The sequence below is a fragment of the Nocardiopsis sp. M1B1 genome (assembly GCF_052466615.1).
The window spans coordinates 143,031-168,548 of record NZ_CP196194.1 but is presented as its reverse complement, the minus strand read 5'-3'; the positions used below and the strand labels follow the sequence as shown (position 1 = coordinate 168,548).

At 73.7% G+C, this 25,518-nt stretch carries 25 protein-coding genes and 1 pseudogene; 10 read left to right on the top strand and 16 right to left on the bottom strand.

Annotated elements, in window-relative coordinates; genetic code table 11:
* Nucleotides 1–294 precede the first annotated feature (294 nt).
* The 4 genes and pseudogenes from ACSTA4_RS00740 to acs all read right to left on the bottom strand — a co-directional run bounded on the left by ACSTA4_RS00740 (nucleotide 295) and on the right by acs (nucleotide 4,482).
* Nucleotides 295–828 (bottom strand): DUF309 domain-containing protein, encoded by a 534-nt coding sequence (locus tag ACSTA4_RS00740; RefSeq protein WP_444964067.1) that lies wholly within the window; start codon nucleotides 826–828, stop codon nucleotides 295–297.
* A gap of 96 nt (nucleotides 829–924) precedes the next feature.
* Nucleotides 925–1,674 (bottom strand): annotated as a pseudogene (locus ACSTA4_RS00735) (alpha/beta fold hydrolase); the annotation flags it as partial.
* Nucleotides 1,675–1,788: 114 nt separating this feature from the next.
* Nucleotides 1,789–2,265, bottom strand: a complete 477-nt coding sequence (locus tag ACSTA4_RS00730) for a phage holin family protein (RefSeq protein WP_047867802.1) — start codon at nucleotides 2,263–2,265, stop codon at nucleotides 1,789–1,791.
* A 246-nt stretch (nucleotides 2,266–2,511) separates the two neighbouring features.
* Nucleotides 2,512–4,482 carry an acetate--CoA ligase gene (gene acs, locus ACSTA4_RS00725; protein WP_416029976.1) on the bottom strand — a complete coding sequence of 657 codons (1,971 nt, stop codon included), beginning with the start codon at nucleotides 4,480–4,482 and terminating at the stop codon, nucleotides 2,512–2,514.
* Between the two features lie 241 nt (nucleotides 4,483–4,723).
* Between acs and ACSTA4_RS00720 the strand changes: the two genes are divergently transcribed.
* The 5 genes from ACSTA4_RS00720 (at nucleotide 4,724) to ACSTA4_RS00700 (ending at nucleotide 10,843) form a co-directional block, all read left to right on the top strand.
* The gene (locus tag ACSTA4_RS00720; protein WP_026115380.1) at nucleotides 4,724–5,536 is read left to right on the top strand and encodes a hypothetical protein; all 813 of its coding nucleotides are present in this window, start codon (nucleotides 4,724–4,726) and stop codon (nucleotides 5,534–5,536) included.
* A gap of 1,052 nt (nucleotides 5,537–6,588) precedes the next feature.
* Nucleotides 6,589–7,983, top strand: a complete 1,395-nt coding sequence (gene ssd, locus ACSTA4_RS00715) for a septum site-determining protein Ssd (RefSeq protein WP_444962074.1) — start codon at nucleotides 6,589–6,591, stop codon at nucleotides 7,981–7,983.
* Nucleotides 7,980–9,131, top strand: coding sequence for a TadA family conjugal transfer-associated ATPase (locus ACSTA4_RS00710; RefSeq protein ID WP_444962073.1), 1,152 nt, complete (start codon nucleotides 7,980–7,982; stop codon nucleotides 9,129–9,131). The genes ssd and ACSTA4_RS00710 overlap by 4 nt, the downstream gene beginning before the upstream one ends.
* On the top strand, nucleotides 9,116–9,796 hold the full coding sequence (locus ACSTA4_RS00705) for a type II secretion system F family protein (protein WP_444962072.1): 681 nt from the start codon (nucleotides 9,116–9,118) through the stop codon (nucleotides 9,794–9,796). The genes ACSTA4_RS00710 and ACSTA4_RS00705 overlap by 16 nt, the downstream gene beginning before the upstream one ends.
* A 336-nt stretch (nucleotides 9,797–10,132) precedes the next feature.
* Entirely contained in the window at nucleotides 10,133–10,843 is a 711-nt protein-coding gene (locus tag ACSTA4_RS00700; protein ID WP_444962071.1) for a type II secretion system F family protein, read from the top strand.
* Between the two features lie 48 nt (nucleotides 10,844–10,891).
* On the opposite strand, the gene ACSTA4_RS00695 is transcribed toward ACSTA4_RS00700, so the two are convergent.
* The 5 genes from ACSTA4_RS00695 to ACSTA4_RS00675 all read right to left on the bottom strand — a co-directional run bounded on the left by ACSTA4_RS00695 (nucleotide 10,892) and on the right by ACSTA4_RS00675 (nucleotide 14,906).
* Nucleotides 10,892–11,080, bottom strand: coding sequence for a hypothetical protein (locus tag ACSTA4_RS00695; protein ID WP_444962070.1), 189 nt, complete (start codon nucleotides 11,078–11,080; stop codon nucleotides 10,892–10,894).
* Between the two features lie 464 nt (nucleotides 11,081–11,544).
* Complete coding sequence (locus ACSTA4_RS00690; RefSeq protein WP_212641949.1) at nucleotides 11,545–11,901, bottom strand: Rv3654c family TadE-like protein; 357 nt, start codon at nucleotides 11,899–11,901, stop codon at nucleotides 11,545–11,547.
* Nucleotides 11,902–11,906: 5 nt separating this feature from the next.
* On the bottom strand, nucleotides 11,907–12,257 hold the full coding sequence (locus ACSTA4_RS00685) for a TadE family type IV pilus minor pilin (protein ID WP_444962069.1): 351 nt from the start codon (nucleotides 12,255–12,257) through the stop codon (nucleotides 11,907–11,909).
* The gene (locus ACSTA4_RS00680) at nucleotides 12,235–12,372 is read right to left on the bottom strand and encodes a DUF4244 domain-containing protein (protein WP_071623111.1); all 138 of its coding nucleotides are present in this window, start codon (nucleotides 12,370–12,372) and stop codon (nucleotides 12,235–12,237) included. Before ACSTA4_RS00680 ends, ACSTA4_RS00685 begins: the two co-directional genes overlap by 23 nt.
* A gap of 239 nt (nucleotides 12,373–12,611) precedes the next feature.
* On the bottom strand, nucleotides 12,612–14,906 hold the full coding sequence (locus tag ACSTA4_RS00675) for a DEAD/DEAH box helicase (RefSeq protein ID WP_444962068.1): 2,295 nt from the start codon (nucleotides 14,904–14,906) through the stop codon (nucleotides 12,612–12,614).
* A gap of 233 nt (nucleotides 14,907–15,139) precedes the next feature.
* Here ACSTA4_RS00675 and ACSTA4_RS00670 point away from each other — a divergent pair, with 233 nt between their 5' ends.
* Complete coding sequence (locus tag ACSTA4_RS00670) at nucleotides 15,140–15,487, top strand: STAS domain-containing protein (protein WP_013156307.1); 348 nt, start codon at nucleotides 15,140–15,142, stop codon at nucleotides 15,485–15,487.
* Nucleotides 15,488–15,500: 13 nt separating this feature from the next.
* Nucleotides 15,501–16,049 (top strand): ATP-binding protein, encoded by a 549-nt coding sequence (locus ACSTA4_RS00665; RefSeq protein ID WP_017568447.1) that lies wholly within the window; start codon nucleotides 15,501–15,503, stop codon nucleotides 16,047–16,049.
* Between the two features lie 302 nt (nucleotides 16,050–16,351).
* Here ACSTA4_RS00665 and ACSTA4_RS00660 read toward each other — a convergent pair whose 3' ends face one another.
* From ACSTA4_RS00660 to nth, 3 genes are all read right to left on the bottom strand, one after another.
* The gene (locus tag ACSTA4_RS00660) at nucleotides 16,352–17,530 is read right to left on the bottom strand and encodes a MarP family serine protease (protein ID WP_444962067.1); all 1,179 of its coding nucleotides are present in this window, start codon (nucleotides 17,528–17,530) and stop codon (nucleotides 16,352–16,354) included.
* Nucleotides 17,531–17,551: 21 nt separating this feature from the next.
* Nucleotides 17,552–18,205, bottom strand: a complete 654-nt coding sequence (locus ACSTA4_RS00655; RefSeq protein WP_444962066.1) for an NUDIX hydrolase — start codon at nucleotides 18,203–18,205, stop codon at nucleotides 17,552–17,554.
* Nucleotides 18,206–18,584: 379 nt separating this feature from the next.
* Entirely contained in the window at nucleotides 18,585–19,331 is a 747-nt protein-coding gene (gene nth / locus ACSTA4_RS00650; RefSeq protein ID WP_444962065.1) for an endonuclease III, read from the bottom strand.
* 289 nt (nucleotides 19,332–19,620) lie between these two features.
* Between nth and ACSTA4_RS00645 the strand changes: the two genes are divergently transcribed.
* On the top strand, nucleotides 19,621–20,307 hold the full coding sequence (locus ACSTA4_RS00645) for a Crp/Fnr family transcriptional regulator (RefSeq protein WP_013156302.1): 687 nt from the start codon (nucleotides 19,621–19,623) through the stop codon (nucleotides 20,305–20,307).
* Between the two features lie 369 nt (nucleotides 20,308–20,676).
* Here ACSTA4_RS00645 and ACSTA4_RS00640 read toward each other — a convergent pair whose 3' ends face one another.
* The 4 genes from ACSTA4_RS00640 to ACSTA4_RS00625 form a co-directional block, all read right to left on the bottom strand.
* Nucleotides 20,677–21,483 carry an MBL fold metallo-hydrolase gene (locus tag ACSTA4_RS00640; protein ID WP_444962064.1) on the bottom strand — a complete coding sequence of 269 codons (807 nt, stop codon included), beginning with the start codon at nucleotides 21,481–21,483 and terminating at the stop codon, nucleotides 20,677–20,679.
* Nucleotides 21,484–21,564: 81 nt separating this feature from the next.
* The gene (locus tag ACSTA4_RS00635; RefSeq protein WP_444962063.1) at nucleotides 21,565–22,458 is read right to left on the bottom strand and encodes an NUDIX hydrolase; all 894 of its coding nucleotides are present in this window, start codon (nucleotides 22,456–22,458) and stop codon (nucleotides 21,565–21,567) included.
* Nucleotides 22,459–22,529: 71 nt separating this feature from the next.
* Complete coding sequence (locus ACSTA4_RS00630) at nucleotides 22,530–22,991, bottom strand: RidA family protein (RefSeq protein WP_444962062.1); 462 nt, start codon at nucleotides 22,989–22,991, stop codon at nucleotides 22,530–22,532.
* Complete coding sequence (locus ACSTA4_RS00625; protein WP_013156298.1) at nucleotides 22,991–23,164, bottom strand: DUF4177 domain-containing protein; 174 nt, start codon at nucleotides 23,162–23,164, stop codon at nucleotides 22,991–22,993. The genes ACSTA4_RS00630 and ACSTA4_RS00625 overlap by 1 nt, the downstream gene beginning before the upstream one ends.
* Nucleotides 23,165–23,315: 151 nt before the next feature.
* Here ACSTA4_RS00625 and ACSTA4_RS00620 point away from each other — a divergent pair, with 151 nt between their 5' ends.
* Nucleotides 23,316–24,362, top strand: coding sequence for an ArsA-related P-loop ATPase (locus ACSTA4_RS00620; RefSeq protein ID WP_444962061.1), 1,047 nt, complete (start codon nucleotides 23,316–23,318; stop codon nucleotides 24,360–24,362).
* Nucleotides 24,359–25,504, top strand: a complete 1,146-nt coding sequence (locus ACSTA4_RS00615) for an ArsA family ATPase (RefSeq protein WP_444962060.1) — start codon at nucleotides 24,359–24,361, stop codon at nucleotides 25,502–25,504. The genes ACSTA4_RS00620 and ACSTA4_RS00615 overlap by 4 nt, the downstream gene beginning before the upstream one ends.
* The last annotated feature ends 14 nt before the right edge of the window (nucleotides 25,505–25,518 follow it).

Below are 25,518 nucleotides of genomic sequence, written 5' to 3'. Positions count from 1 at the left end.
GAAGATGTGATCTTCCGGTGATCTCAGGAAAAGGATAAATGTCTTTTTCGGTGATATGCAGCTTATATAACATCTCATAATGCTGCAATACGATGTTAACGCTAAAGCGTGCATAAGCCCACAAAAAGGGAATAAGCCCCGCAGGTCACACGGACCTCACTGTTCACAGGAGGTGCTGGTGCCACGGGGCCCTCCGAGGGACCCGCCGCCGGTCCGCGGCGGGAGTCGCGGGCGGGTGCGCCGACGCCCGCCCGTCCTCCGGCCGCGTCGGCCGGAGGACGGGCTGTTCGGCGGCTACCCGCCGAGCAGGCGCATCCCCGAAGGGTCGATCCCGTCACCCGAACGGGCGCGCCCGGCGTCGAGGTCGTCGGCCAGGGCGCGGGCGAACGCCGCCACCCCCGCCACGTCCACCCCGTGGGGGGCGTCCGGTCCGAACGGCTCCACGCGGTCCGCGCCCCGCCTCAGCAGTCGTGCCGCGCCGATCATGTTGCCGCGCTGCGCGTGGGTGACCCCCACCGCCGTCTGGGCGAGGCCGCGCCACAGCTCCCGCTCGGGTTCGGGCGCGGACTTCCACACGGCTTCGAGGACTTCGTGGGCGGTGAAAGCGTATCCGTCGTCGAGCAGCCGCTGGGCCTCCTCCAGACCTTCCTCCGCGGAGAACTCGGCGTCGTCGGGTACCCGCTCCACCTCGCCCCTGCTCCCGTGCGGCATCGGGCGTCCGTACCGGTCCCGGGGGCGCTGGTTCTGCGCCTGCCCGGTCTCGTTGCGGTCCCGCCCGCCTCCGCGGCCCCCGGACTCCCGGTGTCCGTCCGCGGTCTCCGTCGCCATCAGTGCCCCACCGCCGTTCCCCCTCGCCTGCGAGGACTCCGTCCGCCTTCCCGTCGAGACCTCCGCGAGCCACTCGACGAGCGCGCGGGAGACCTCCTCCGGCCGTTCCTCGTGCGGGAAGTGTCCCGCGCCGTGAACCTGCCTCCAACGGTAGGCCCCCGCCACCAGGCCCTGTGAGGCGCGTGCCGGTCCGGGCGGGCACACCGGGTCCAGGGACCCGTGGAGCTGGAGGACGGGGACGCGTACGGGAGCACGGCGCATCCGCGCGTTGTAGCGGAGTCCGTCCGTGCGCCAGCGCGACCGGAAGATCCAGCGGTGGCTCTCCAGGGAGCAGTGGGAGACCTTGGGGATGGCGAAGGCGCGGCGGTAGTGCTCCTCGGCCTCGGTGTCGGGCCAGCCGGGGCCCGACCACGCCCGGAGCAGGTCGCCCACGCGTTCGCACCCGTCGCTCAGGAGCCGGTGCTCGGGGAGGATCGGCAGTTGCGCCCGGAGCATGTGGCGGACGCCGGGGCCGCCGGAGGCCAGGACGCGGGCCGCGCGCAGCGGGTGCGGCGACGACACCGCGGCCAGGGCTCGCACGGTGCCGGGGTGGTAGGCGGTCATCGTCCAGGCGACGAGGCCGCCCAGGCCGTGCCCGACCACGGCCGCGTCCCGCGAGCCGAGGGCGCGGACCAGTCCGGCGGCGTCCTGGGCGAGGGTGACGAGGTCGTAGCCGCGCGGGGTCTTGTCGCTGGCGCCGTAGCCGCGCAGGTCCGCGGCGACCGCGCGGTAACCGGCGTCGGCGAGCGCGGTCAGTTGGGCGCGCCAGGCCCACCAGAACTGGGGGAAGCCGTGGAGGAGGAGCACCAGCGGCCCGTCACCGGCCTCGGCGACGTGGAACCGGGCCCCCGCCGCGCTGACGGTCCTGTGGGTCCAGGGGCCGTCGACGTAGGCGGCCGAGTCGTCCAACAACGCGCGGGCCTACCGGGTCGCGGGAGCGGACGCCTCGGCGGTCTCGACGGCGTTCGAGGGCGGGCGGATGTCGCCGCGCAGGATGCCGGCGAAGCGCGAGGTGGTCAGCGCGGTGCGCTGGAGGCCCTCCCGCTTGCGCAGGGTGGCGATCGCGTACAGCCCGACGGCCGCGGCGAGCAGCAGGTAGACGAGGGTGACGATGCCGAAGCTGGCCCAGCCGGGGAGCCCGGCGACCTCGTACAGGACGAAGGCCCCGGTCACCGAGAGGAGGATGACGAAGATGTGGGCGAGGACTCCGACCACGGCGAAACCGGCGACGCCCTTGCCGATCTTGGCGGCGTCGGCCTTGGCCTCCAGCTTGGCCAGCTTGATCTCCAGGCTGACCAGACGGGAGATGTTGCCCGTGGCGTCTGAGACCAGTTCGCTGATCGAACGGTCGGTGTCCCTGGTGGCGCCAGGTTCACCGGTACCCGGCTTCTCCGCCATCGTGGAGGTTCCCTTCTCTCGGTCCGAACGCACGGATGATCCTCCGCATCCTCGCACATACCCCGTCTCGGACGTCTCTCACGGCACGCACAACGGCGCCGCCGCCTTCGGTCGCACGGGCGGCGGGCGCGGCGGCCACGGGTCCGCGGACCGGATGACGCGGGGGAGAGAGGGGAGACAGCGAACGGCGCCCCGGTCCGGAGCGCCGTTCACCGCTGGACGAGGGGCCCGCGCGGGCCCCTCGGCTCAGTCCTCCCGCTTGGCGGAGGGCAACTGCTTGGCGATGACCTCCATGATCGAGGAGTCGGTGAGCGTGGAGGTGTCGCCGACGGCCCGGTTCTCGGCGATGTCGCGCAGCAGGCGCCGCATGATCTTGCCCGAGCGGGTCTTGGGCAGCTCGGGCACCGCCAGGAGGCGGGCGGGCTTGGCGATCGGGCCGAGCGAGGTGCCGACGTGGTTGCGCAGCTCCTGGACCAGGTCCTCGGGGACCTCCTCCTCGCCGCCGCGCAGGATCACGAAGCCGACGATGGCCTGGCCGGTGACCTTGTCGGTGGCGCCGACGACCGCGGCCTCCGCCACCCGCGGGTGGGAGACCAGCGCGGACTCGACCTCGGTGGTGGAGATGTTGTGGCCGGAGACGAGCATGACGTCGTCCACGCGGCCCAGCAGCCACAGGTCGCCGTCCACGTCCTTCTTGGCGCCGTCACCGGGGAAGTACAGACCCTCGAAGCGCGACCAGTAGGTGTCCTTGTAGCGCTGGGGGTCGCCCCAGATCCCGCGGAGCATGGACGGCCACGGCTCGCGGATGACGATGAAGCCGCCCTCGCCGTCGGGGACGGACTCGCCCTGCTCGTCCACGACGTCGGCGACGATGCCGGGGATGGCCCGCATGGCCGCGCCGGGCTTGCCGGAGGTCACGCCCGGCAGGGGGCTGACCATGACGGCGCCGGTCTCGGTCTGCCACCAGGTGTCCACGACCGGGGTGCGGTCACCGCCGATGTTCTTGCGGTACCAGACGTAGGCCTCGGGGTTGATGGGCTCGCCCACCGAGCCGATGACGCGCAGGCTGGACAGGTCGAACTTGGCGGGGATGTCGTCCCCCCACTTCATGAAGGTGCGGATCGCCGTGGGGGCCATGTAGGCGATGGTGACCTTGTACTTCTCGATGATCTCCCAGAAGCGGCCCTTGTGCGGGGTGTCCGGGGTGCCCTCGTACAGGACGGTGGTGGCCGCGTTGGCGAGCGGGCCGTAGACGATGTAGGAGTGGCCGGTGACCCAGCCGATGTCGGCGGCGCACCAGTAGACGTCGGTCTCGGGCTTGAGGTCGAAGACCGCCCAGTGGGTGTAGGCGACCTGGGTGAGGTACCCGCCGGTGGTGTGCAGGATGCCCTTGGGCTTGGCCGTGGTGCCGCTGGTGTACATGATGTACAGCGGGTCCTCGGCGTCGTGCGCCTCGGGCGTGTGCTCGGTGCTCTGGGACTCCACGGCGTCGTGCCACCACACGTCGCGGTCGGTCCACTCGACGTCCTGGCCGGTGCGGCGGACGACGAGGACGTTCTCGACCGAGGGGCGGTCGGCGACGGCGGCGTCCACGGCGGGCTTGAGGGCGCTGGCCTTGCCGCGGCGGTAGCCGCCGTCGGCGGTGACCACGAGCTTGGCCTGGCTGTCGTCGAGGCGCTGGCCCAGGGCGTCCACGGAGAAGCCGCCGAACACGACCATGTGGACGGCGCCGAGCCGGGCGCAGGCGAGCATGGCCACGACGGTCTCGGGGATCATCGGCATGTAGATGGCGACGCGGTCGCCCTTGCGCACGCCGAGTCCGGTCATGGCGTTGGCCGCCTGGGAGACCAGGTCCTTGAGCTCGGCGTAGGTGATGGTGCGGGTATCGCCGGGCTCGCCCTCCCAGTGGTAGGCGACCCGGTCGCCGAGGCCGTTGGCCACGTGGCGGTCCACGCAGTTGACGGAGGCGTTGATCTTCCCCCCGACGAACCACTTGGCGAAGGGCGGGTTCCACTCCAGGGCGGTGTCCCAGGGCTGTTCCCACTGGAGCCTGCGGGCCTGCTCCTCCCAGAAGCCGAGACGGTCCTCTTCGGCCCTGGCGTAGGCGTCGGCCTTGACGTTGGCGTCGGCGGCGAGCGCCTCCGGGGGAGGGAAGCTGCGCGTCTCGTGGAGAAGGTTGGACAGTGTCTCCTGGCTCGCGGGAGTGCTGTCGGCCACTGTGATTCTCCTTACGTAGGCTGGTTCACACCCAATTAATCATGTGGTGCGACAACCCGTGAACAGCCGGGGTGGCGTCCAGCGGCGGGGAAGGCCGGGCGCGCGACGAACGGGCGGCGAACGGTCGCCCTGCCGCGACGAGCGGTCGCGGGGGCCGGTTCGCGCGTTGCCGTCGGTGCGGCCGCCGACCCGGCCCGCCGGTGTGGGCCTCCCGTGTTACCGGCGCGTAGTGTTGTTCTCCGTGAGCGAACCGACTTCTTCTCCCGCGTCCGACCCGCTGGCCCGGATCGCCGAACTGCCCGGTGTGGCCGACGCGGTCGCCGAGACACGGACCCTGGTCGACCGCCTGTTGGGACACCGCGTGCTGCGCCGCCGCAGCAGCGACGTGTCCATGGAGTCCGCGCTGCGCGGCGCGGTCGCGTCGGCGGCGCTGGAGGGCGCCGAGGTCTCGATGGAGGAGATCCGCGAGGGGCACGTGTACGACACGCGCGTCAAGGGCGCGCTGCGGGTGTCCGGAGAGCTGGGGGGCCTGGTGGACACCTGGCCGAGGGCGCCGCGCCAGGCCCTGGCCCGGCTGCACACGCTGGCCGCAGCGGACGCGGTGTCCGCGGACGCGCTGGGGCGCCCCCGCAGGGCCGGGGAACGCGTCGAGGACCCCCTGGGACTGGGCCCGGCCCCGGCTCCGGAGACGGCGATGGCCCGGCTGGAGGGGCTGTACTCGCTGCTGGGCGTGCGCACGTCGGTCCCCGCGCTGGTGATGTCGGCCCTGGTGCACGGGGAGCTGATGGCGGTCCGGCCGTTCGGGTGGGGCGACGGCCTGGTGGCGCGCGCGGCCGAGCGGTTGACGCTGGTGGAGCGGGGCCTGGACCCCAAGTCGCTGGTGCCCTCGGAGCTCGGGCACCGGACGCTGCGGGACGAGTACGGGCCGGCGCTGCGCGGGTACATGGGCGGCACCCCGGAGGGCGTCGCCGGGTGGGTGGCGTACTGCTGCCGCGCGGTCCGCGCGGGGGCGCAGGACTCGCTGGCCACCTGTGAGGCCCTCAAGCGCGGCTGAGCGCGGGGCTCCGGTCCCCGTTCCCCCGCTCCCGGGCCGGATGTCCGGGGGCGGGCGGGGTTGTGCGGGGCGCACGGACGGGTCGGACGCCTCGGCGGTACGCGGGGCGCACGGAGAAGTCGGGAAAGGGCAACAACTTTTGACGGCCGACAACTGTGCGTGTCCGAAAGGTTGAACACTAATCGTTTATTTACCGACCGGTAGGTTCAGGAAAAGTATCGGTTCGATCACGCTTGCCGGTTCCGCAAGGGAACGGGGGACGCGCGGCCCTTGCGCGCGCACACGACGAACGGCGCCCCGTCCTGTCTCCCGGGGCGCCGCCTCCGACACGTTCCGCCGGGTTAGCAGGCGTCCATTTCCCTAGCCTGACCAGGCAGGACACCGTCCTGTCCGATCTAGACGGGCCTCACGGGGCCAAGTGGCGCGTGGGTTCCCGGTTGTCGTGTCGGGGTGGTTCTCAGCCACCGACTGCTTTCTTTCTACGCCGATGTTCCGGCGCCGAAAAGGCGGTTGACCCGAATTTTTGCCCTTGATTCCAGAACCGATACGGAACTCTGCGTGGTAACGTCTGTCCCGTCGTTCCCAAGAGGGCGGGCCGCTTCACGCCTCCGCCGTACGCGCCCCATTTCGCGTTGCGGTGGTATCCCTCTTCGCCGAATGACGTCCGTGTGCCTTCCGGTGGTCGCGAGAGCACGTCTCTCCGCCGACCCTCACCAGAGAGCGGACCCGGTCCTACCCCCCGGGACCGGACCCCGCGTGGCGGCCTTCTCCCCCTGTGGAGGCGAGTCCCCGCGTCCGCTCGTCCCGCCTGTCGGGCAGGGGTGCGTATCCGCCCCCGTATACGCATCCCGCCCGTCAGGTGAACCGGACCGCGAACGGGCCCGGCACCGGCTGGTCCGGGTCTCCGACGAACCTGGTCGCCCGCCTTGTGCGACGCCCGGCCTCCCCGCACGGACCCGCCCCGCCGACGTTGTCCACAGCTTCGAATCGGGGCTTTCGCCGCCGTGCCCGGTCGGCGAAGGTCGAGGAAAGCCCTCGACCCGGGAGGTCCCATGGACGTCCAGCACCGGCCCCTGCTCGCGACCGCCGACCCCCTCCTCCTCGACGACCTCCTCAGGCTGGCCACCGCCGCCTCCACCGAGGTCGCCGTCGCCCACACGCTCGACCGGGCACTGAGCCTGTGGCCGCGCGCCCCGCTCGTCGTGGTCGGCGCCGACCTGCGCGCACTCCTGCGGTCCGCCGACCCTCCGCCGGGCCGCCACGTGGTCGTGACACGGGACCCCCGGGAAGCCGCCGCCGACGGGAGCCCGTCGGGGGACGCGCCACCGGTCGCCGCGGTGCCCCGGCCGCGCTTTCCTCCAGAGGGGTACCCGCCGGGCGTCCCCGCGGAGGGCTCCCCTCCGGGCGGTCCGGAGGTGGCGTACCGGCCGGGCACTCCCGCGGAGCGCTCCTCGCCGAACTTCCCCGCGGAGACGTATCGGCCGGACGTCCCCGCGCAGGCGTATCGGCCGGGCCCCGCCGCGGAGCACCCGGCCTCGGGCACACGCGTGGCCGGGGACCGGCCGGGCGTTCCCGTGGAGGACCCGGCCCCGGACGCCGCCGGGGAGGGTTCCCCCCGGGGGTCGCGGGAAGCACGCGTGCTCCTGCTGCCCCGGGACGAGGCGCTGCTGGTCGACCTGATCGCGAAGGCGTCCTCCCCCGGCCGGGCTCCGGCGCCCACGGTGTCGGTGGTCGGCGGCCGGGGCGGTGCCGGGGCCAGCCTGCTCGCGGTGGCCATCGCCCTGGCCGGTGAGCGCGCCGGACGCTCCACCGCCCTGCTGGACGCCGACCCGTTCGGATGCGGCTCCGACGTCTACCTCGGATGCGACCGGAGCCCCTCCCCCGGTCCCGAGCGGTGGACTGGCTGGGGAGACCTGCTGCGCAGGCGCGGACGGGTGCGCTGGCGCGACCTGCGCGCCGGACTGCCGGGGACCTCCCGGGTGTCGGTGCTGACCTGGACGCGCGGAAGGGAGCCGACCGGCCCCCTTCCCGTGGGCGCCGTGCGCGCGGTGCTGTCCTCGGCCAGGGACGGAACCGACTTGGTGGTGGCCGACCTGCCGCGCTCCTTCGACCCGGCCACCACCGTGTTCCTGAACCGGTCCGACCTGGTGCTCGTGGTCGTCCCGGCGGACGTGCCCTCGGTGGTGGCGGCGACCAGGACGGTCGCCCGGCTGCGTGAGGAGACGCGGGCCGTGCGTCTGGTGGTGCGCGGCGCCCGGGGCGAACTGAGCGCGGACGTGGTGTCCAGGACCCTGAAGGTGGACCTGGGCGCGGACCTGCCGTCCGAGCCGGGGCTGGCCCGGTCGCTGGCCGCGGGGGACGTGCCCGCCCGCCATCCCCGTTCGCCCCTGGCCCGGTTCGCCGACCGGGTCGTGGCGGGCCTGCCCGCCCCTGAGAAGCTCCGGTGAGCCCCCTGGTGGAGGCCGTGCGCAACCGCCTGGTGGCGTCCGGGGTGCCGGTGAGCCCGTCTAGCGTCGCGGCGGCGCTGCGCGCCGAGGGAGGTCTGCTGGGCGACACCGAGGTGCTGTCCATGACCCGCCGTCTGGCCGCCGACCTGTCCGGGGCGGGACCGCTGGAGGAGCTCATGACGTCCGGAGTCACCGACATCCTCGTCAACGGCCCCGACGAGGTGTGGGTGGACGACGGCGGGGGACTGCGCCGGGCCGGGGTGCGCTTCGAGTCGGCGGACGCGGTGCGCCGACTGGCCCAGCGGCTGGCGGCGCAGGCGGGGAGGCGGTTGGACGCGGCCGTGCCCTACGTGGACGCCCGGCTTCCCAACGGTGCGCGGCTGCACGCGGTGCTGCCGCCGGTGGCGCCCGCCGGGGCGTGCGTGTCGCTGCGGCTGCCGCCCCGGCGGGTGTTCACCCTGGAGCGGTTGGCCGAACGGGGAACGGTCACCCCGTGCGGGGCCGAACTGCTGCGGTCCCTGGTGGCCTCGCGGGTGCCGTTCCTGGTCAGCGGGGGCACCGGCACGGGCAAGACCACCCTGCTGTCGTGCCTGCTCTCCCTGGTGGACCCGGGGGAGCGGATCGTCCTGGCCGAGGACTCCCCCGAGCTGCGGCCCGAGCATCCGCACGTGGTCCGGCTCCAGACCCGACCGCCCAACATCGAGGGCAGCGGCGAGGTGTCGCTGGAGGTCCTGGTGCGGCAGGCTCTGCGGATGCGCCCGGACCGGCTGGTGGTCGGCGAGGCGCGCGGGCCGGAGATCGTGTCCTTGCTGGGCGCCCTGAACACCGGGCACGAAGGTGGTTCGGGGACCCTGCACGCCAACGGCGCGGGCGACGTGCCCGCGCGGGTGGAGGCGCTGGGGTGCGCGGCCGGGCTGGACCGGGCCGCCGTGCACAGCCAGCTGGCCGCCACCAGGGTCATGGTCGTACACCTGGTCCGGGGCTCCGGCGGACGGCGCCTGGCCGAACTGCGGGTGCTCAGACGCGGTTCGGACGGGCTGGTGGACGCGGTGCCGGCGGTGTCCTTCGGCCCCGACGGCAGCCGCCGGGAACACGCGGGGGCGGGCGAGGTGGCCGCCCGCCTGGGTGAGGGGTGGCGCCGGTGGTGACCGCGGTGGTGGCCTGTTCGGGAGGCCTGGTGCTGCTGTGCCTGGTCCCCGGTACGCGGCGCAGCCGGTTGGCGTCCCTCCTTCCCCGGCCCCGGCACCCGGTGTCGTGGTCCGTGGACTGGCGGGCGCTGGCGGCCCGTGCCGGTGAGGGCGCCCGGCGCCGCGCCGCGGTGGTGGTGCTGTGCCGGGTGCTGGCCGCCGAACTGCGCGCCGGGCAGCCGCCGGAGGAGGCCCTGCGGATCTCCGCCGCCGAGGCGGGCCCGCTGGTGGGCGCCCTGACCGACGCGGAGTCGTTGCGCCGCGAGGCGGAGCGCGAACCGGACCTGTGGGCCCTGGCCTACCTGGCGGTGTGCTGGGAGGTGGCCGCGGACACCGGAGCGGGTCTGGCCGAGGTGGTGGACGCGCTGGCCGCGAACCTCACCGAGCAGGAGGAGCAGCGCACGGAGGCCGCCGCGCGCACCACAGGTCCGCGCACCACCGCGATCGTGCTGGCCGCCCTGCCCGCCGTCGGACTGCTGCTGGCCTCGGGGCTGGGCGGATCGCCGCTGGTGTTCCTGTTCACCACGCCGCTGGGGCTGGCCTGCCTGGTGGGCGGGGTGGCCCTGGACGTTCTGGGGGCCTGGTGGACGCTGCGCATGGTGCGCTCGGCGACCGCCTTTCCCTGACGGAGCCCGGGCCCGGGACTCGGGCGGCGGACCCCGGTCCGGGGTGCTGACCGGAGGTCTGGTCCGGGTGCCTCGGCCGGGGTCTGGTCCGGGCGCCTGTCGGCGGACTCCGGTCCGCAGACCTGGGTCGGACGCCCGGACGGCGGACCCGGGACTTGGTCGAGGAACTGTCCGGAACCCCGTCCGGGCGCCTCGGCCGGGGACCCGGGCCCGGGGCTCGGGACCAGGGCCTGGGGCACCGGCCGTCGAGCCGGGCCCGGGGGGAGGAACGGCTGGACACGGTCGGCATCGCTCCGGCCGCTGTGGAGCACGGGAGAGAAGGAAGAGGGAGGACGGATGTTCCTGACGGCCGCCGCGGTCCTGGGAGCCGCGTGTGTGTGGGTACTGCTGGGCGGGGGAACGGCGCGCGAACTGCGTCCGCCCTCCCGTGCTCCGGCCGGGCCGGGGCCGCCGGTCCGGCTGCTGGGGCCGACGCTGGCGGGGGCGTTCGCGCTGACCGTCGCGGTGGCCCTGTTCGGCGCGGCCGGGGGCGTCGTCGTGGCCGGGGTGTGCGCCGCCCTGTGGGTACGCGCCCGCGGGAGCGCCGGGTCCCGCTCGCGACGGCTGCCGGTGACCGCCGACCTGCCCGTGGTGATCGGTCTGCTCGCCTCGGGCATCCGCGCCGGGGCAACGGTGCCCGCCTGCCTCACGGCGGTGTCCCGAGCGACGCGGGGGAGGCTGGGGGAGGAACTGGCGGCGGTGGCCGAGCAACTGCGTCTGGGCGCCGCCCCCGCCGAGGCGTGGCGGCGTCCGGCGCTGCCCGAGCCCCTCGTCCCGGTGGGGCGCGACCTGGCCCGGGCCGCCGACACCGGGGCACCGGTGGCCGACCTCCTGGACCGGCACGCGGTCGATCTGCGCCGGGCCCTGCGGGCCCGGGGGACGGCCCGGGTGGAGCGGCTGGGCGTGCTGGTGGTGGCGCCCCTGGGTCTGTGCTTCCTGCCCGCGTTCGTGCTGATCGGCATCGTGCCGATGGCCGCCGAGCTGCTGTCCCGGGCCCTGGGCGGTTGAGGCCCCGGGCCCGGTCGTGTGCGCGGCGGCGCGGTGTCGCGGTGGGGGTCAGGGTGGCCCGTCCCCGGAGCCGCGCCGCCGCTGGCCTTCGTAGGGGACGGGGAAGCGGGGCCAGCCGACGGACAGGCGCAGCACCGGCACCACGACGCACAGCACCGCCAGGATTCCGGTCGAGACGTTGCCGACGACCCGCAACGCCGTACCGGTCGGGGTCGGCGCCGCGGCCGTGCGGTACACCACCGTTTCGCTGACGGGCGAGGGCGCGTCCGTCGCGTCGCGTGGACTCTCCCGCGCGGGGCGGGAGGGTTCCGGGGCGGCTGGGGCCGGTGACGGTTCGGCGCACCGCTCAGGGTCGGTGGGAGGAGCCGTTCGGCCGGAGTCCGCGGGGGCTCCGGAGCCGACGGGTGCGTCGGAGCGAAGGGGGTCGCCGGAGCGCGCGGCATCGGCGGACCCGATGGAGTGGACCGGATCCTCCGCACCGGTGGTGCCCGTGCTGTCCCGGGGTCCGACGGCGTGGACGAGACCGGCGGAACCATGGGCGTGCGCGGAGTCCTCGGGAGCGATGGAAACACCGGAGTGGTCGGCACCGACGGGATCTGTGTTCTGTGGCGCGGGCGAGGCGGGGCAGGGCGGTGCGCCCCCGGGCTGGGCGGGGGCACCCAGCAGGAGAGCGCACATCAGCACGGAGACGGGGGCAGGACTCATTCCACTTCCTCGGAAGAGACGGCGGCCGGTCCGGCCAGGGAGCGCGCCCGGACGGGCCGTTCGATGAAAGACGAGGGGAGCGCGACCACCACCTCGACGGTGGAGCCGGTGAGGACGCAGGATTCGAGGGAGGCGCGGTTGGCCTCGGCGGTGTCGCGGGCCCGCGCGCAGGCCCGTTCTGTTCCGTGGACGGCCTCGGCGGCGGCGGCGAGCGCGGCCAGGTCGGCCGCGGTGGTGGCGCGGTCGCGGTCGAGCCGCGCCGCGGAGGTCGCGAGGACGGCGAGGGTGACGAACCAGAGCAGCGCCCCCAGGGCGACCCACCAGACGGTGGCGGAACCGGAGTCGGAGCGCACCGGGATCAGCTCCCGGGTTCGAGGGGGACGGCGGCGCTGCCGTCCACCGGCAGGGAGATCCCCGGGCCGAACAGGAGCCGGGCCCGTACGGTGACGCGGGCCAGGCCCCCGCCCTCGGACAGGTGCACGTCCGCCCCTTCGGGAGCGGCGGTCAGCGCCAGGGAGCGGGCCCGGTCGTGGGGTTCGCCGCGGGCCAGCGCCCGGGCGCCCACGCGCGCCGCGTCGGCACAGGAGAGCTGGGCCGACGCGGCCTGGACGGCGCCGAGGGCCACGGCCAGGACGAGCAGCAGGGAGGGCAGCACCATCGCCGCCTCCGCGGTGGCCGAGCCCCGGTCAAAAACCCGAGCCGAGCGCATTGACCACGAGATCAGTGAGGACGTCCTCGACCGCGCCGCTGGTGAGCACGGCGTAGAGGACCCCGGCGAAGGCGACCGCCGCGATGGTGCAGAAGGCGTATTCGGATGTCGTCATCCCGGCGTCCGGCGGGGGCGGCGCGGCGGCGGACGTGAGCGTGGGAGCGGGAGCGAGAACGGACATGGGCGCGGGAGCGGACATGGCGGCCTTCCTGGTGGGGGCCGACTGGTCCGGCCCTCTTCCTCCAGGTTCGGCGGGCCGGAGCCGACGCGAAAGCCCCTTCCCCAGCCTGTGGATAACTTCCTCCGCGCCTCCGCACTCCGTCCACAGGCTGTGGACGGCCCCGGACCCCTCCCTCAGTCCTCGCCGCCCGCGAGCACCTCGTCGAGCAGGCGCAGCGCACCGGCCTTGCTCAACGGCTCGTTGCCGTTACCGCACTTGGGTGACTGGATGCACGACGGGCAGCCCTGGTCGCACTCGCAGTCGGCGATGGCCGCGCGGGTCGCGGACAGCCACTCGCGCGCCGCCGCGTACCCCCGTTCGGCGAAGCCCGCGCCGCCCTCGTACCCGTCGTAGACGAACACCGTCAGCCTGCCGGTGTCAGCGTGCATCGAGGTGGACACCCCGCCGATGTCCCAGCGGTCGCAGGTCGCCAGCAGCGGCAGCAGTCCGATCGCGGCGTGCTCGGCGGCGTGGGCGGCGCCCAGCAGCCCCACGTCCTCCCGGCGCAGCCGCTCCTCGCCCTCGGCGGGCAGCGTCCACCACACCGCGCGGGTGTCGAGGGTGCGCTCGGGCAGGTCCAGCGACTGCTCCCCCAGGACCGAACCGGTGCGCACGTCCCTGCGCAGGAACCCGACCACCTGGCGCACCACCTGCACCTCACCGAAGTACACGGTGGCCCCGCTCGGCCACTCCTCCTGGCGCAGCACCGAACGGGCCGTGATGTCGGTGGTGTCGCGCGCCCACGTGCTGTAGGGCGGCTCCGCGGGGTGGACCAGGGCGACGCCCTCGTCGAGGTCGAGGTCGTCGACCAGGTACGTGTCCCCCTGGTGCAGGTACACCGCGCCGGGGTGGACGGTGCCGTGGGCGGCGGGCTCGTCCACCTCGCCGAGCAGCTGGCCGCTGCCGGTGTCGACGATCTGTACGGGCGGCCCGCCCGACCCGCGGATATCGGCCAGGTCACTGGCCCGTTCATTACTCGTCCAGAACCAGCCCCGTGGACGCCTCCGCAGCAGGCGGCGCTCGACGAGTTCGGCGAGCCGCTTCTCGGTCGTCGCCCCGAAGAGGTCGAAGTCGTCCTTGGTGATCGGCAGTTCCTGGGCGGCCGCGCACAGGTGCGGTCCCAGGATGTGCGGGTTTTCCGGATCGAGAACGGTCGCTTCTACGGACCGGCCGAAAATAGCCTCCGGGTGGTGCGCCAGGTAGGTGTCCAAAGGGTCGTCGCGGGCGATGAACACTGCGAGCGCGTCCTCCCCGCGCCGCCCGGCGCGGCCCGCCTGCTGCCACAGCGACGCGAGGGTCCCCGGCCACCCGGCGATGAGTACCGCGTCCAGGCCGCTGATGTCCACCCCCAGTTCCAGGGCGTTGGTGCTGGCCAGGCCGAGGATCTCACCCGAGCGCAGGGCCTCCTCCAGCTCACGGCGCTCCGAGGCCAGGTATCCGCCCCTGTAGGCGGCCACCCTCCCGGCCAGGGCGTGGTCGCCGCGCTCGGACAGCAGGCGCTGGGTGGTCAGCGCGACCACCTCCGCGCCCTGCCGGGAGCGGACGAACACCAGGGTGCGCACACCGTCGCGTACCAGGTCGGCGAGCATCTCGGCGGCCTGCGAGGGCGCCGTCCTGCGGATCGGCGCCCCGTGCTCGCCGGTCAGGTCGGTCAGCTCCGGCTCCACCAGCGCCACGGACATCCCCGGACGCGGGGAACCGTCCCGGCTGACCGCCGTGACGGGCACACCGGTCAGCCGGGTGGCGCTCTCGGCGGGGCTGCCGGAGGTGGCCGAGGCGAGCACGAACACCGGGCGTGACCGGTAGCGGGCGCACACGCGGCGCAGCCGACGCAGGATCTGCGCGACGTGCGAACCGAAAACCCCCCGGTATCGGTGCGCCTCGTCGATCACCACGTAGCGCAGCCGACGCAGGAAGCGCGCCCACGCCCCGTGCCGGGGCAGGATGCCGTGGTGCAGCATGTCCGGGTTGGTGAGCACGTAGTTGCCGTGCTCGCGCACCCAGGAGCGCTCCTCCGACGAGGTGTCGCCGTCATAGACGGCTGTCCGCATCCCCGGCAGGGAGAGGTCCGTTATCCACCGCAGCTGATCCTGAGCGAGCGCCTTGGTCGGGGAGAGGTAGAGCACGGTTCCGCCCGCGTCAACCGCGTCCACAGCGGGTAGGAGGAAGGCCAGTGACTTTCCCGAGGCGGTGCCCGTGGCTATGATCACATCACGGCCCGAACGTGCGAGGTCGGCGGCTTCGGCCTGGTGGGACCACGGTCCCGTGATCCCCCTGTCGGCGAGCCGTTCGACCAGGTGGGGCGCGGTCCACACCGGCCACTCCCCGCTCACCCCGTCGTTGCGGGCCACGTGCTCGATGTGGGTCACCTGTGGGTACCGGGTATCGTCACGCCACACACCGGGAAGCACGGGCTCCGGTCGGCTCATCCGAGACCCCTCCTCACTGGTACGCGTTCGAGGCCCGCAGGCGCCTCCTACCCAAGGGTGGAGCACTGGGACATTGGTTTCAGTGTGACATCCGGGGGAACAGTGGCGCGGTGTCACGGTTTTTCTGTGCATCACAGGAAGACGCACTCGACACGCGTGGTTGAATGCGTGCTGGTGGGGTAACGCCCGGCAGAGATCATTCGCGTTTTTCGCGGTTCGGCGCTGGAGGACTAGTGGACTTGAAGCTTGATCATTACACCGAGGGCGACACCGAGATCGTCGTCGTTGAGGGTGAGATCGATGTCTATACCGCGCCCCGGCTCCGCGAGCTGCTGATCGACCTGGTCAACAAGGGCAACTTCCACCTCGTGGTCAACATGGAGAAGGTGGAGTTCCTGGACTCGACGGGCCTCGGTGTGCTCGTGGGCGGGCTCAAGCGCGTCCGGGCCCACGACGGGACCCTCGACCTGGTCTGCACCCAGGAGCGCATCCTGAAGATCTTCCGGATCACCGGTCTGACCAAGGTCTTCGGTATCCACGACTCGGTGCAGGAAGCCATCGACAAGCGTTCCGCGAAGTAGCCCCGAGCGAGCGATGGCAACCATCACGCTCACGATCAGCGCGCTCCCCGCTCACGTGCGCACGGCGCGGCTCATGGCCGCCACCGTGGCGCGGCGGGCGGGTATCGCCGCCTCAGCGATCGACGAGATCAGGCTGGCGGTCGGTGAGGCGTGTTCCCGGGCGGTGGCGGCGCACAAGCTGCACTGCCCCACACAGCCGATCCTGCTCCAGCTGATCGACGGCAGCGGGCCTGATCCGGCGTCGGAGTCCCGCACCGACGCCACGAGCAGCATCCTGCGCGCCAACGGGAGCGCGACGCAACGTTTCGAGGTCGTCGTCTCCGACCGTGCCCCCGCCAAGGACACGGAGGAGCCCACCAACCCGTCCCTGCTCGACGGGCTCTTCCTGGACGGTGAGGACACGCCTCCCGGCGGGATCTCCGGGTTCTCCCCGGGGCTGGGCCTGGCGGTCATCACGGGCCTGGCCGACGAGGTGAAGATCGACCCCAGTGACCGGGGGACCGTGGTGCGGATGAGCTGGCCGCTGGCCACGGAGCACTCGCCCGACCCGAGTTCCAACTAGGGTCGGCCGGGCCGGTACCCGAACGCTCACGAGGGCGCCTCCCCGCGGGGAGGCGCCCTCGGTGCGTCACGGGGCCGCCCGCCGCGCCGGTGGGTCCGTGGTGACCGCGAGACCTGCGCCGACGCGCCCGCGGGTCCCGGGGCGGCCGTAGGGCCTGGAGCGGCCGTGGGGCGCGGGGCCCGGAGCGAAGGCGGGCAGCACGGTGCCGACCGTGCCCCCGGGCCCCCTGTACATCCAGTCAACCGCCTCCCGCACGTCCCCGAAAGCCCCGGACGCGCCCTGTGGACGACGGAGCCGCGCGGTCAGTCGCAGGCCTGGGAGGAGACCTGCTCGCTGTTCTCCAGGCCGCTCCGGGCGTTCTCCGCGACCTCGTCGGCGGTGAGCACGTAGCCCGTCTCGGGCTCGTTCGTGGCGGCGGCGAAGACCACCCCGTACACGGTGCCGTCCGGCGACAGCAGCGGGCCGCCGGAGTTGCCCGGGCGCACCACGGCGCGCACCTGGTAGATCTCCCGGCTCACCTGCTGGGAGTGGTAGAAGTCCGGCCCCTGCGCCGTCTGGCGGGCGCGGACGCGCGCCGGGACGGCCGTGAAGCCGCTGTTGCGCGGGAAGCCCGCCACGACCGCGTCACCGCCCTGCGGGGCCTCGTGGTCGAACTCCAGCGGCTCCAGGTCCAGGCCCGGCACGTGCAGCACGGCCAAGTCCTGCTGGGCGTCGAAGAGCACCAGCGTGGCGTCGAGCTGGTAGCCCTCCCGGGTGACCACCCGCAGGTCGTCGGTGACCCCGGCGACCACGTGCGCGTTGGTCATGATCCGGTCCTCTGCGTAGGCGAAGCCGGTCCCCTCCACGCGGCGCTGGCAGGAGGGCGCGGTGCCCAGCACCTTCACCACGCTGCGGCTCGACTCGATCAGCTCCGGGGTGGTGAGCACGTCCGGGTCCGGCGGCGCCACCTCGGCGAGCTCACCGGTGCCCAGGCCGCTGAACACCTGCGGGAAGGCGCTCTGGTCCACGATCCGGCGGAACGTGGAGAACCCGCTGTGGGCGGCCTCGGGCATCAGCGTGTCCACCGAGTGGAGGATGCGCGAGTCCCTGACCTGACCCGCGACGAAGGGCAGCGCCGAGTTGGCGACCGTGCTGCCGATGAACCAGGCCACGAGCAGCACCGACAGGCCGCTGATCAGGGCGCCGCCGATGGCGTCCAGGACCCGCGCCGAGTCCCACGTCACCTTGTTGCGGACGAAGGTGCCCAGGTAGGAGAGCAGGAACTGGCCGAGCGCCGCGGACAGGAACACCACGGCGATCGCCAGCAGCGCCTGCCTGCCGGGGTCGTCCACCCACGCCTGGATGGGCTGCGGGGCCGTCAGGGCGGCGAGGACGCCCCCTCCGACGAAGCCCGCGAAGCTGAAGACACCGACGATGAAACCCTGTCGGTACCCCGTCACCGCGAACAGCAGCAGCAGGACGAGCAGGATCACGTCGAGCACATTGCCCTCCAAGAGTGAGCGCTAACCGACCGGCCGCAGGCCCTGCGGGGTTGCTTCGAACACATCGGTGAGACCCTCGTCGCGCCAGGGAAGTTCCCAACCGCCCAGGGCGAGCAGGCTGTCGATCACCGCGCCGGTGAAGCCCCACACGAGCATGCCCTCCACCCGGAAGCCGGGCCCCCAGTGCGGCCCGGCCCCGTAGCGCACCTTGACCCGGTTGGCCGGGTCGGCGAGGTCGGCGACGGGCACGCGGGAGACCGCGGCGACCTCGCCCAGGTCGGTCGGCCGCACCTCGCTGGGCTCGCGCCACCAGCCCAGGACGGGCGCCACCCGGAAGTCGCTGAAGCTCAGGTACAGCTCGGGGAGGCGGCCGACGACGTCGACCCCCTCGGGGAGGAGCCCGGTCTCCTCTGCGGCCTCGCGCAGCGCCGCGGCCTCCGGGGAGGCGTCGGAGGGCTCGATCCGGCCGCCGGGGAAGGCGGGCTGTCCGGCGTGGCGGCGCAGACCCTCGCTGCGCTGGATGAGGAGGAGGTCGGGGCCCCTGGGCCCCTCGCCGAAGAGGATGAGGACGGCGGACTCGCGCCCTCCCTCGGCGGGCGGCCGCATGGGCGGCGGCACGGTCATCGTCTCGGCGGCGTCCGCGAGCGCGGCCAGCCAGAGCGGGATCGAGTTCATGCGGGGAACCTGTTCCGGGAGTCGTCGCGCCGTCGGTGGGTCGGAGGGGCCGTGCGCCGGGCTCCTCGCGGGGCCGCGGGGCCCGGGCCCGGGGGAGCGCCGCGCGGGGGAACGCGTCGTTCCCGGGGAGTCGTCACGTCGTCGGACCTCCCCCGGCACCGGCGGGCGGGGGTGCCGCCGTCGTGCGGGGCGCCGCGGACCGGGATGCCCGCGACGGGGCCGATGTGCGCACACTCACGTGCTCAGGGTACAAACCTCCGGCGCCTGCTCCCGATGCCCTCCCGGCCGCCCCGGGCGCCCGGTGCGCGACCGGGCGTCCGGAGGGGTTGCCCGGCACCGGGTCGGCGCCCCGCGCACCCGGGCGGGCGGCCTTGGGGTCTCAGGAGAAGGAGCGCATCCGCAGCAGCTTGGTCGCGGTGGCGGTGTCCGTGGGCCCCTCGCCGAAGGAGGGGCACAGGCGTGCCAGGCCGCAGGCCCCGCACGCGGGCTTGCGGGAGTGGCAGACGCGGCGGCCGTGCCAGATGACGCGGTGGGAGAGCATCGTCCAGTCCCGGCGCGGGAAGAGCCCGCCGATCTCGTGCTCGACCTTGACCGGGTCCTCCTCGTCAGTCCACCCGAAACGACGGACGAGCCGCCCGAAATGGGTGTCAACGGTGATACCGGGCACATCGAAGGCGTTACCGAGCAGTACGTTTGCGGTCTTTCGCCCTACACCGGGTAGTTTGACCAGGTCGGAGAGTTTCCTCGGAACCTCTCCACCGTGCCGTTCGCACAGTTCCTGCCCGAGTCCGATGAGGCTGTTGGCCTTGGCCCGGAAGAAGCCGGTCGAGCGGATCATCTCCTCCAACTCCTCCCGCCGCGCCGAGGCGTAGCCCTCCGCGTCGGGGTAACGGGCGAAGAGGGCGGGGGTGACCTGGTTGACCCGCTTGTCCGTGCACTGGGCGGACAGGATCGTCGCGACCAGCAGTTCCAGGGGGGTCGTGAAGTTCAGTTCGCAGTGGGCGTCCGGGTACAGCTCGATGAGCTCCCGGTACATCCTGCGGGCGCGGCGGACCAGCGCGAGCCGGCTCTCACCGGTGGGCGTGGTCGTCGGCTCGGTCGCGTCTGGTGTGTCACGGGGCATCATCACAGGGTAGGCGTCCCGGTGACGGGGCGGTCCCCGGCACGGCGTCCGTGTCCGCGCGGCCGTCGGAAGCGGGGCCGCGCCACCGCCGGCGGACGGAGCTATGTAACCAATGTCCGGTGGCGCGGCGCGGACAGCCCTGGTACAGAACTGATGACGGCTAGGATCGCAGGGGCTGACGTCGGCTGTTGTGGGCAGTTGTCTCTCGGCGGACAAGCCGGGATCACGACCTGGTTTCACACCCGGGTGCGATATACGTCACACTGTTGGCGGTCAGGTTTTAGGAGGACGTGTGGTGGACGAGATCAACGAGGTGCTGCGGAAGGCCCCTCTGTTCGAGGCGCTGGACGAGGAGGACACGGCCGCACTCCGCTCCTCGGTGAACGAGGTGCGTCTCGGCCGCGGTCAGACCCTGTTCAGCGAGGGTGACGAGGGCGACCGCCTGTACGTCATCCTCAGCGGGAAGGTGAAGCTGACCCGCACGGCCGTGGACGGCCGCGAGAACCTGCTCGGGGTGCTCGGCCCCAGCGAGATGTTCGGCGAGCTGTCGCTGTTCGACCCGCGCCCGCGCACCGCGAGCGCCGTCGCGGTCACCGACTCGGTGCTCGCGGGGCTGGGCCACGACGACCTGCGCCCGTTCCTGTCCAGCCGCCCGCAGGTGTCGCTCCAGCTGCTCAAGGCGCTGGCCGCCCGCCTGCGCCGGACCAACGACGTGATGGCCGACCTCGTCTTCACCGACGTGCCCGGCCGCGTCGCCAAGGCGCTGCTGGAGCTGGCCGACAAGTTCGGCAAGGAGGGCGAGGACGGGCTGCACGTCCACCACGACCTCACCCAGGAGGAGCTCGCCCAGTTGGTCGGCGCCTCCCGTGAGACGGTCAACAAGGCCCTCGCCGAGTTCGCCCTGCGCGGCTGGCTGCGGATCGAGGCCAAGGCCGTCGTCCTGCTCGACGTCGAGCGGATGCGCCGCCGCGCCCGCTAGGTCGTGTTCCCCGGCTCATTTCGGGCTCGCGACCACCGGGCTGCCTTTCGCTGCGCCGGTTTCGCTTGAAAAGCCAACCAGGCTGACCTACGCGAACCGTCTTGCGAGAGATTGCCCGGACGGCCGCTCGCTGATCCGAAAGCCTCCGCGGAACACTCCCTGGACCGTGTTCCTCGGGCGGGGACTCCCGGGGGCGCCGACGTTCGCGCCCCGTGCCGGGCTTCCCCGGGCCTGAACGCTGTGTGGCCGCTCCCCCCTGCGGGGTGGGCGGCCACAGCCGTGTCCGGAGCCGTCCGCACGCAGCGCCTGGCGCCCCGGAGTACGGGGGCCGCAGCGCCCCGGCGCCAGGGCCGGGGGAGCGCTCGCCGTCTAGGCCTCGACGCCCTCGGGCAGTTCGCCGCGCGCCGAGAGGTAGCGCAGCTGGGCGCGTACCGACGAGGCGGCCGCGAACCGGATCTGCTCGGTGACTTCGGGGTAGACGCGGTCGACGATCTGCTCGACCCCGGTCGCCCCCGCGCGCACCGCGTCCAGGACCTGCCCAAGGCGCGACTCGCGGTGGTCGACGTAGGAGTCCAGCACCGTCGACGGGGCCGTGATGATCGGGCCGTGGCCGGGCAGCAGGGTGCGCACGTCGTGCTCGCGCACCAGGGAGCGCAGCCGGTACAGCGACTCCATGTAGGGGCCCAGCCCGTCGTCGCCGTCGATCACCGTGGTGCCGTGGCCCAGGACCGTGTCGCCGGTCAGGATGGTGTTGTCGGCCTCCACCATCAGGCAGACGGAGTCCTCGGTGTGGCCGGGGGTGGCGATCACCCGCACCCGCAGGCCGTCGGCCTCCAGGACCTCTCCGTCGGACAGGCCGCGTCCGCCGACCCTGGTCCCCGGGTCGACCGCGTGCACGGGGGCTCCGGTCAGCTCCGAGAAGTACCGGGCGCCCTCCCCGTGGTCGGGGTGGCGGTGGGTCACCACGGCCATCAGCACCTGGGCGCCCTGCTCCTGCACGGTCCGCGCCACGCGCTCCAGGTGGCGTTCGTCGTGGGGGCCGGGGTCGACCACCACGACCCCGCGCGCGCCCGGCTCCCGCAGGATCCAGGTGTTGGTGCCCTCCAGCGTCATCGGGCCGGGATTGGGGCACAGCACGCAGCTGGCGCGCAGTGTCCCGGAACCGTCGATCCTCATCGCACCTCGCTTCGCTCGCCGAACCGGACCGGGGAGCGGCCGGGGAGTCCGGCACGCGCGGCCCCGCCGCCCGGCGGCCCCTCAGGGGGTCGCGTCGGGCCTCGGGAGGGGGTAGTCCACCCCGTTCGGCGCCATGACGCGCAACTGGCCGCCGACCTCCCGGACAACCGGCTCAATGGGGACGATATCCCGTCGGGCCTCCCGTACTCCCCGGAGGGTCCGGCAGTCCGCGAGTTCGGCGCAGTTCACGACCGTGGGCGGCAGCATCGGCATCCGGCCCGCCTCCCACTCGCCGTGGACGGCGGCGGGGTCGGTCCACCGGGTGAGGTCGGCCTCGCCGCCCACGTCGCGCGAGGCCTGCCCCGGGGGGAGCTCGGCCGCGAAGAACCAGGTGTCGTAGCGGCGCGGCTCGGCCCTCGGGGTGATCCAGCGCGACCACGCGCGCAGCCACTCCGATCGGAGCACGAGGCCGCGCAGGGTCAGGACCTCGGTGAAGGAGCGGGAGCGGTCGATCAGCCCCAGCCGGTCCCGCTCCCAATCCTCGGAGGTGGTGTCGAGCGTGATGGCCTCCTCGCCCGCGCGCCCGGGTTCGCCGGCCAGCAGGACGCCGGTCTCCTCGAAGGTCTCGCGGACCGCGGCGCACACCAGCGCCCGGGCCATGCGCACGTCGGTGCCCAGCGTGCGCGCCCACTCCTCGGGGCCGGGGCCGGTCCAGGGCAGGTCGCCGTCGGCGTCGCGCGCGTCCACCCCGCCGCCGGGGAAGACGTAGGCGCCCGGGGCGAACCCCATGGAGCGGACTCTGCGCATGAGCAGGACCTCCACGGGGCCGTCCGCGCCCCCGTCCCGGACGCCGCCGCGGGGGCGCAGGAGCATGACCGTGGCGGCCGGACGGGGTGCGACGGCGCCGCCGGACGCGGAGCCGCCCGGCGCCGCGCCCCCGCGCTCGGTACCGTCGCCTGCCGGGGCGTCGCGCATCGGCGTACCCTCCTCCTCGGGGACAGAGCGCCGCGAAACGGGGGCCGCCGCCCCGGAAGAGGGCGACCCGCTCAGCGGACCTCGACGATCATCTCAACCTCGACCGGCGCGTCCAACGGCAGGGCGGCCACGCCCACGGCGGCGCGCGCGTGCACACCGGCGTCGCCGAAGACCTCGGCCAGCAGGTCGCTGGCCCCGTTCACCACGCCGGGCTGTCCCGTGAAGTCGGGGGTGCTGGCCACGAAGCCGCCCACCTTGACCACGCGGACCACGCCGGACAGCTCGCCGATCTCGGCGCGCACCGCGGCCACCGCGTTCAGCGCGCACCGCGCGGCCAGCTCCTTGGCCGCCTCCGGGGTGACCTCGGCGCCGACCTTGCCCGTGGCGGGGAGCTTCCCGTCCACGAACGGCAGCTGGCCGGACACGTAGACGTGGTCGCCGCTGCGCACCGCGGGCGTGTACGACGCGACCGGCGCGGCCACCTCGGGCAGGGTCAGGCCCAGCTCGGCGATCCGCTCCTCGGGGGTGGCCATCACAGCTCCCGCTTCATGTACGCGACGTACTGCTGGTTGCGGGGGTCGGTGCCCTCCGGCAGCGGAGCGGGCACGACGGAGACGAGCTCCCAGCCGTCGGCGCCCCAGTTGTCCAGGATCTGCTTGGTGGCGTGCGACAGCAGCGCCACCGTCTGGTACTCCCACTTGCTCATGCGTCCCTCACCCTTGCTCTCTCACCGGCGGACCGCCCCACGGCGGGGCGCCGCACGTCAACGCCGCCACCTTACTCATCCGCGTGCCCTCGCGTGCCCACCGCGGCACCGCTCCCGGCCCCGCTTGGAACGCCCGCATAGACTGCCTGGAGTGAGCGAGAGCGAGCACGGACCGAAGCCTCCGGGGGAGGCCTGCGCGGGAGCACGACTGCACATCGTCACCGGCAAGGGCGGGACCGGCAAGACCACGGCCGCCGCCGCGCTGGCGCTGGCGCTGGCCTCCGGCGGCGCGAGGGTGCTCCTGGTCGAGGTGGAGGGCCGCCAGGGCGTCGCCACCCTCCTCGGCAGCCCGCCGCTGCCCTACGAGGAGCGGGAGATGATGGCCGCGCCCGGCGGCGGCAGCGTGAGCGTGCTGGCGGCCGACGCCGAGGCGGCGCTGCTGGAGTACCTGGAGATGTTCTACGGGATGCGCCGGGCGGGCCAGGCGCTGAACCGGCTGGGCGCCGTGGACTTCGCCACCACCATCGCCCCCGGGCTGCGCGACGTCCTGCTCACCGGCAAGGCCACCGAGGCGGTGCGGCGCCGCCGGGGCGGCCGCCGCAGGACCGCCGAGGGCGCGCCGACGGCCCCCTTCCACTACGACGCGGTGGTGATGGACGCGCCGCCCACCGGCCGGATCGCCCAGTTCCTCAACGTGAACTCCGAGGTGGCGGGGCTGGCCCGCGTGGGGCCGATCCGCAACCACGCCGACCGGGTCATGGAGGTCATCCGCTCGGGGCAGACCCGGGTGCACTTCGTGTCCCTGTTGGAGGAGATGCCCGTCCAGGAGACCCGGGACGGGATAGCCGAGGTCGGCGGGCTGGGGCTCAACGTCGGCGCGGTGCTGGTGAACATGGTGCGGCGGCCGCTGCTGGACGAGGCCGACCTCGCCGCCGCGGCGGAGGGGGAGACCGACCTGGACGCGATGGCCGCGGGGCTGAAGGAGGCGCGTCTGGAGGACGCGCGCGAACTCGCGGCTGCGCTGGCCGGGGAACTGCGCGCACACGCCCTTCGGGTGCGGCTGGAGCGCCGGATGCGTTCGGACCTGGAGGATCTGGGCCGCCCGCTGCTGGAGCTGCCGCTGCTGGAGGGCGGTGTGGACCGCGCCGCGCTGGACTCCCTGGCGCGGCGGCTGGTCGAGCAGGGGGTGCGGCTGTGAGCGCGGCGGTGGAGGCCGGGCGCCTGGACGTGGACGCCCTCGTGGACGACCCCGGCACGCGGATCATCGTGTGCTGCGGCGCGGGCGGGGTCGGCAAGACCACGACGGCCGCGGCGCTGGGGCTGCGCGCCGCCGAGCGCGGGCGGCGGGCCGTGGTGATCACCGTGGACCCGGCGCGTCGGCTGGCCCAGTCCCTCGGGCTGGAGTCGCTGGACGACACGCCGCGGCCGGTCCCGCTGCCGGAGGGGTCGGGCGGCAGCCTGCACGCGATGATGCTCGACATGAAGCGGACCTTCGACGAGGTCGTCAGGGAGCACGCGGCCCCCGAGCGGGCCCGGCAGATCCTGGCCAACCCCTTCTACCAGACCCTCTCCACGAGCTTCTCGGGCACGCAGGAGTACATGGCCATGGAGAAGCTGGGCCAGCTGCGCCAGTCGGGGGACTGGGACCTGATCGTGGTGGACACCCCGCCCAGCCGGTCCGCGCTGGACTTCCTGGACGCGCCCAAGAGGCTCGGCCGCTTCCTGGACGGGCGCCTGATCCGCTTCCTGAGCGCCCCTGCCAGCACGGGGGCCTTCCGGCTGATCGGCGCCGGGTTCAACCTGGTGACCTCGGCGGTCAGCAAGGTCGTGGGCGCCCAGCTCCTCGACGACCTGCGGTCCTTCGTCGCCGCGTTCGACACGGTGTTCGGCGGTTTCCAGAAGCGCGCCGAGCGCACCTACCGGTTGCTCCAGGCGCCGGGGACGGCCTTCGTGGTGGTGGCCGTGCCGGACACGGACGCGATGCGCGAGGCGGCCTACTTCGTGGAGCGGCTGGCCACCGACGCCATGCCGCTGGCCGGACTGGTGGTCAACCGGACGCATCCGCTCCCCGAGGGGGCGGGCGGGTCCCTGGACGCGCGCGAGGCCGTCGCCGCGGCGGAGGCTCTGGAGCGTTCGGGCACGCGGACGCCGGCCTCGGCGGCCCTGCGGCTGCACGCGGAGAGGGTGCGCACGCGCGGGCGCGAGGTACGGCTGAGGGACGCCCTGCTGGCGGAGCACGGCGGTGTGCGCGTGGCCGAGGTGGCCGCCATGCCGGAGGACGTGCACGACCTGGCGGGGCTGCGCGACGTCGGCGAGGAGCTGGCGGGCCGGGGCCGGTAGGGAGTTGCCGGCGC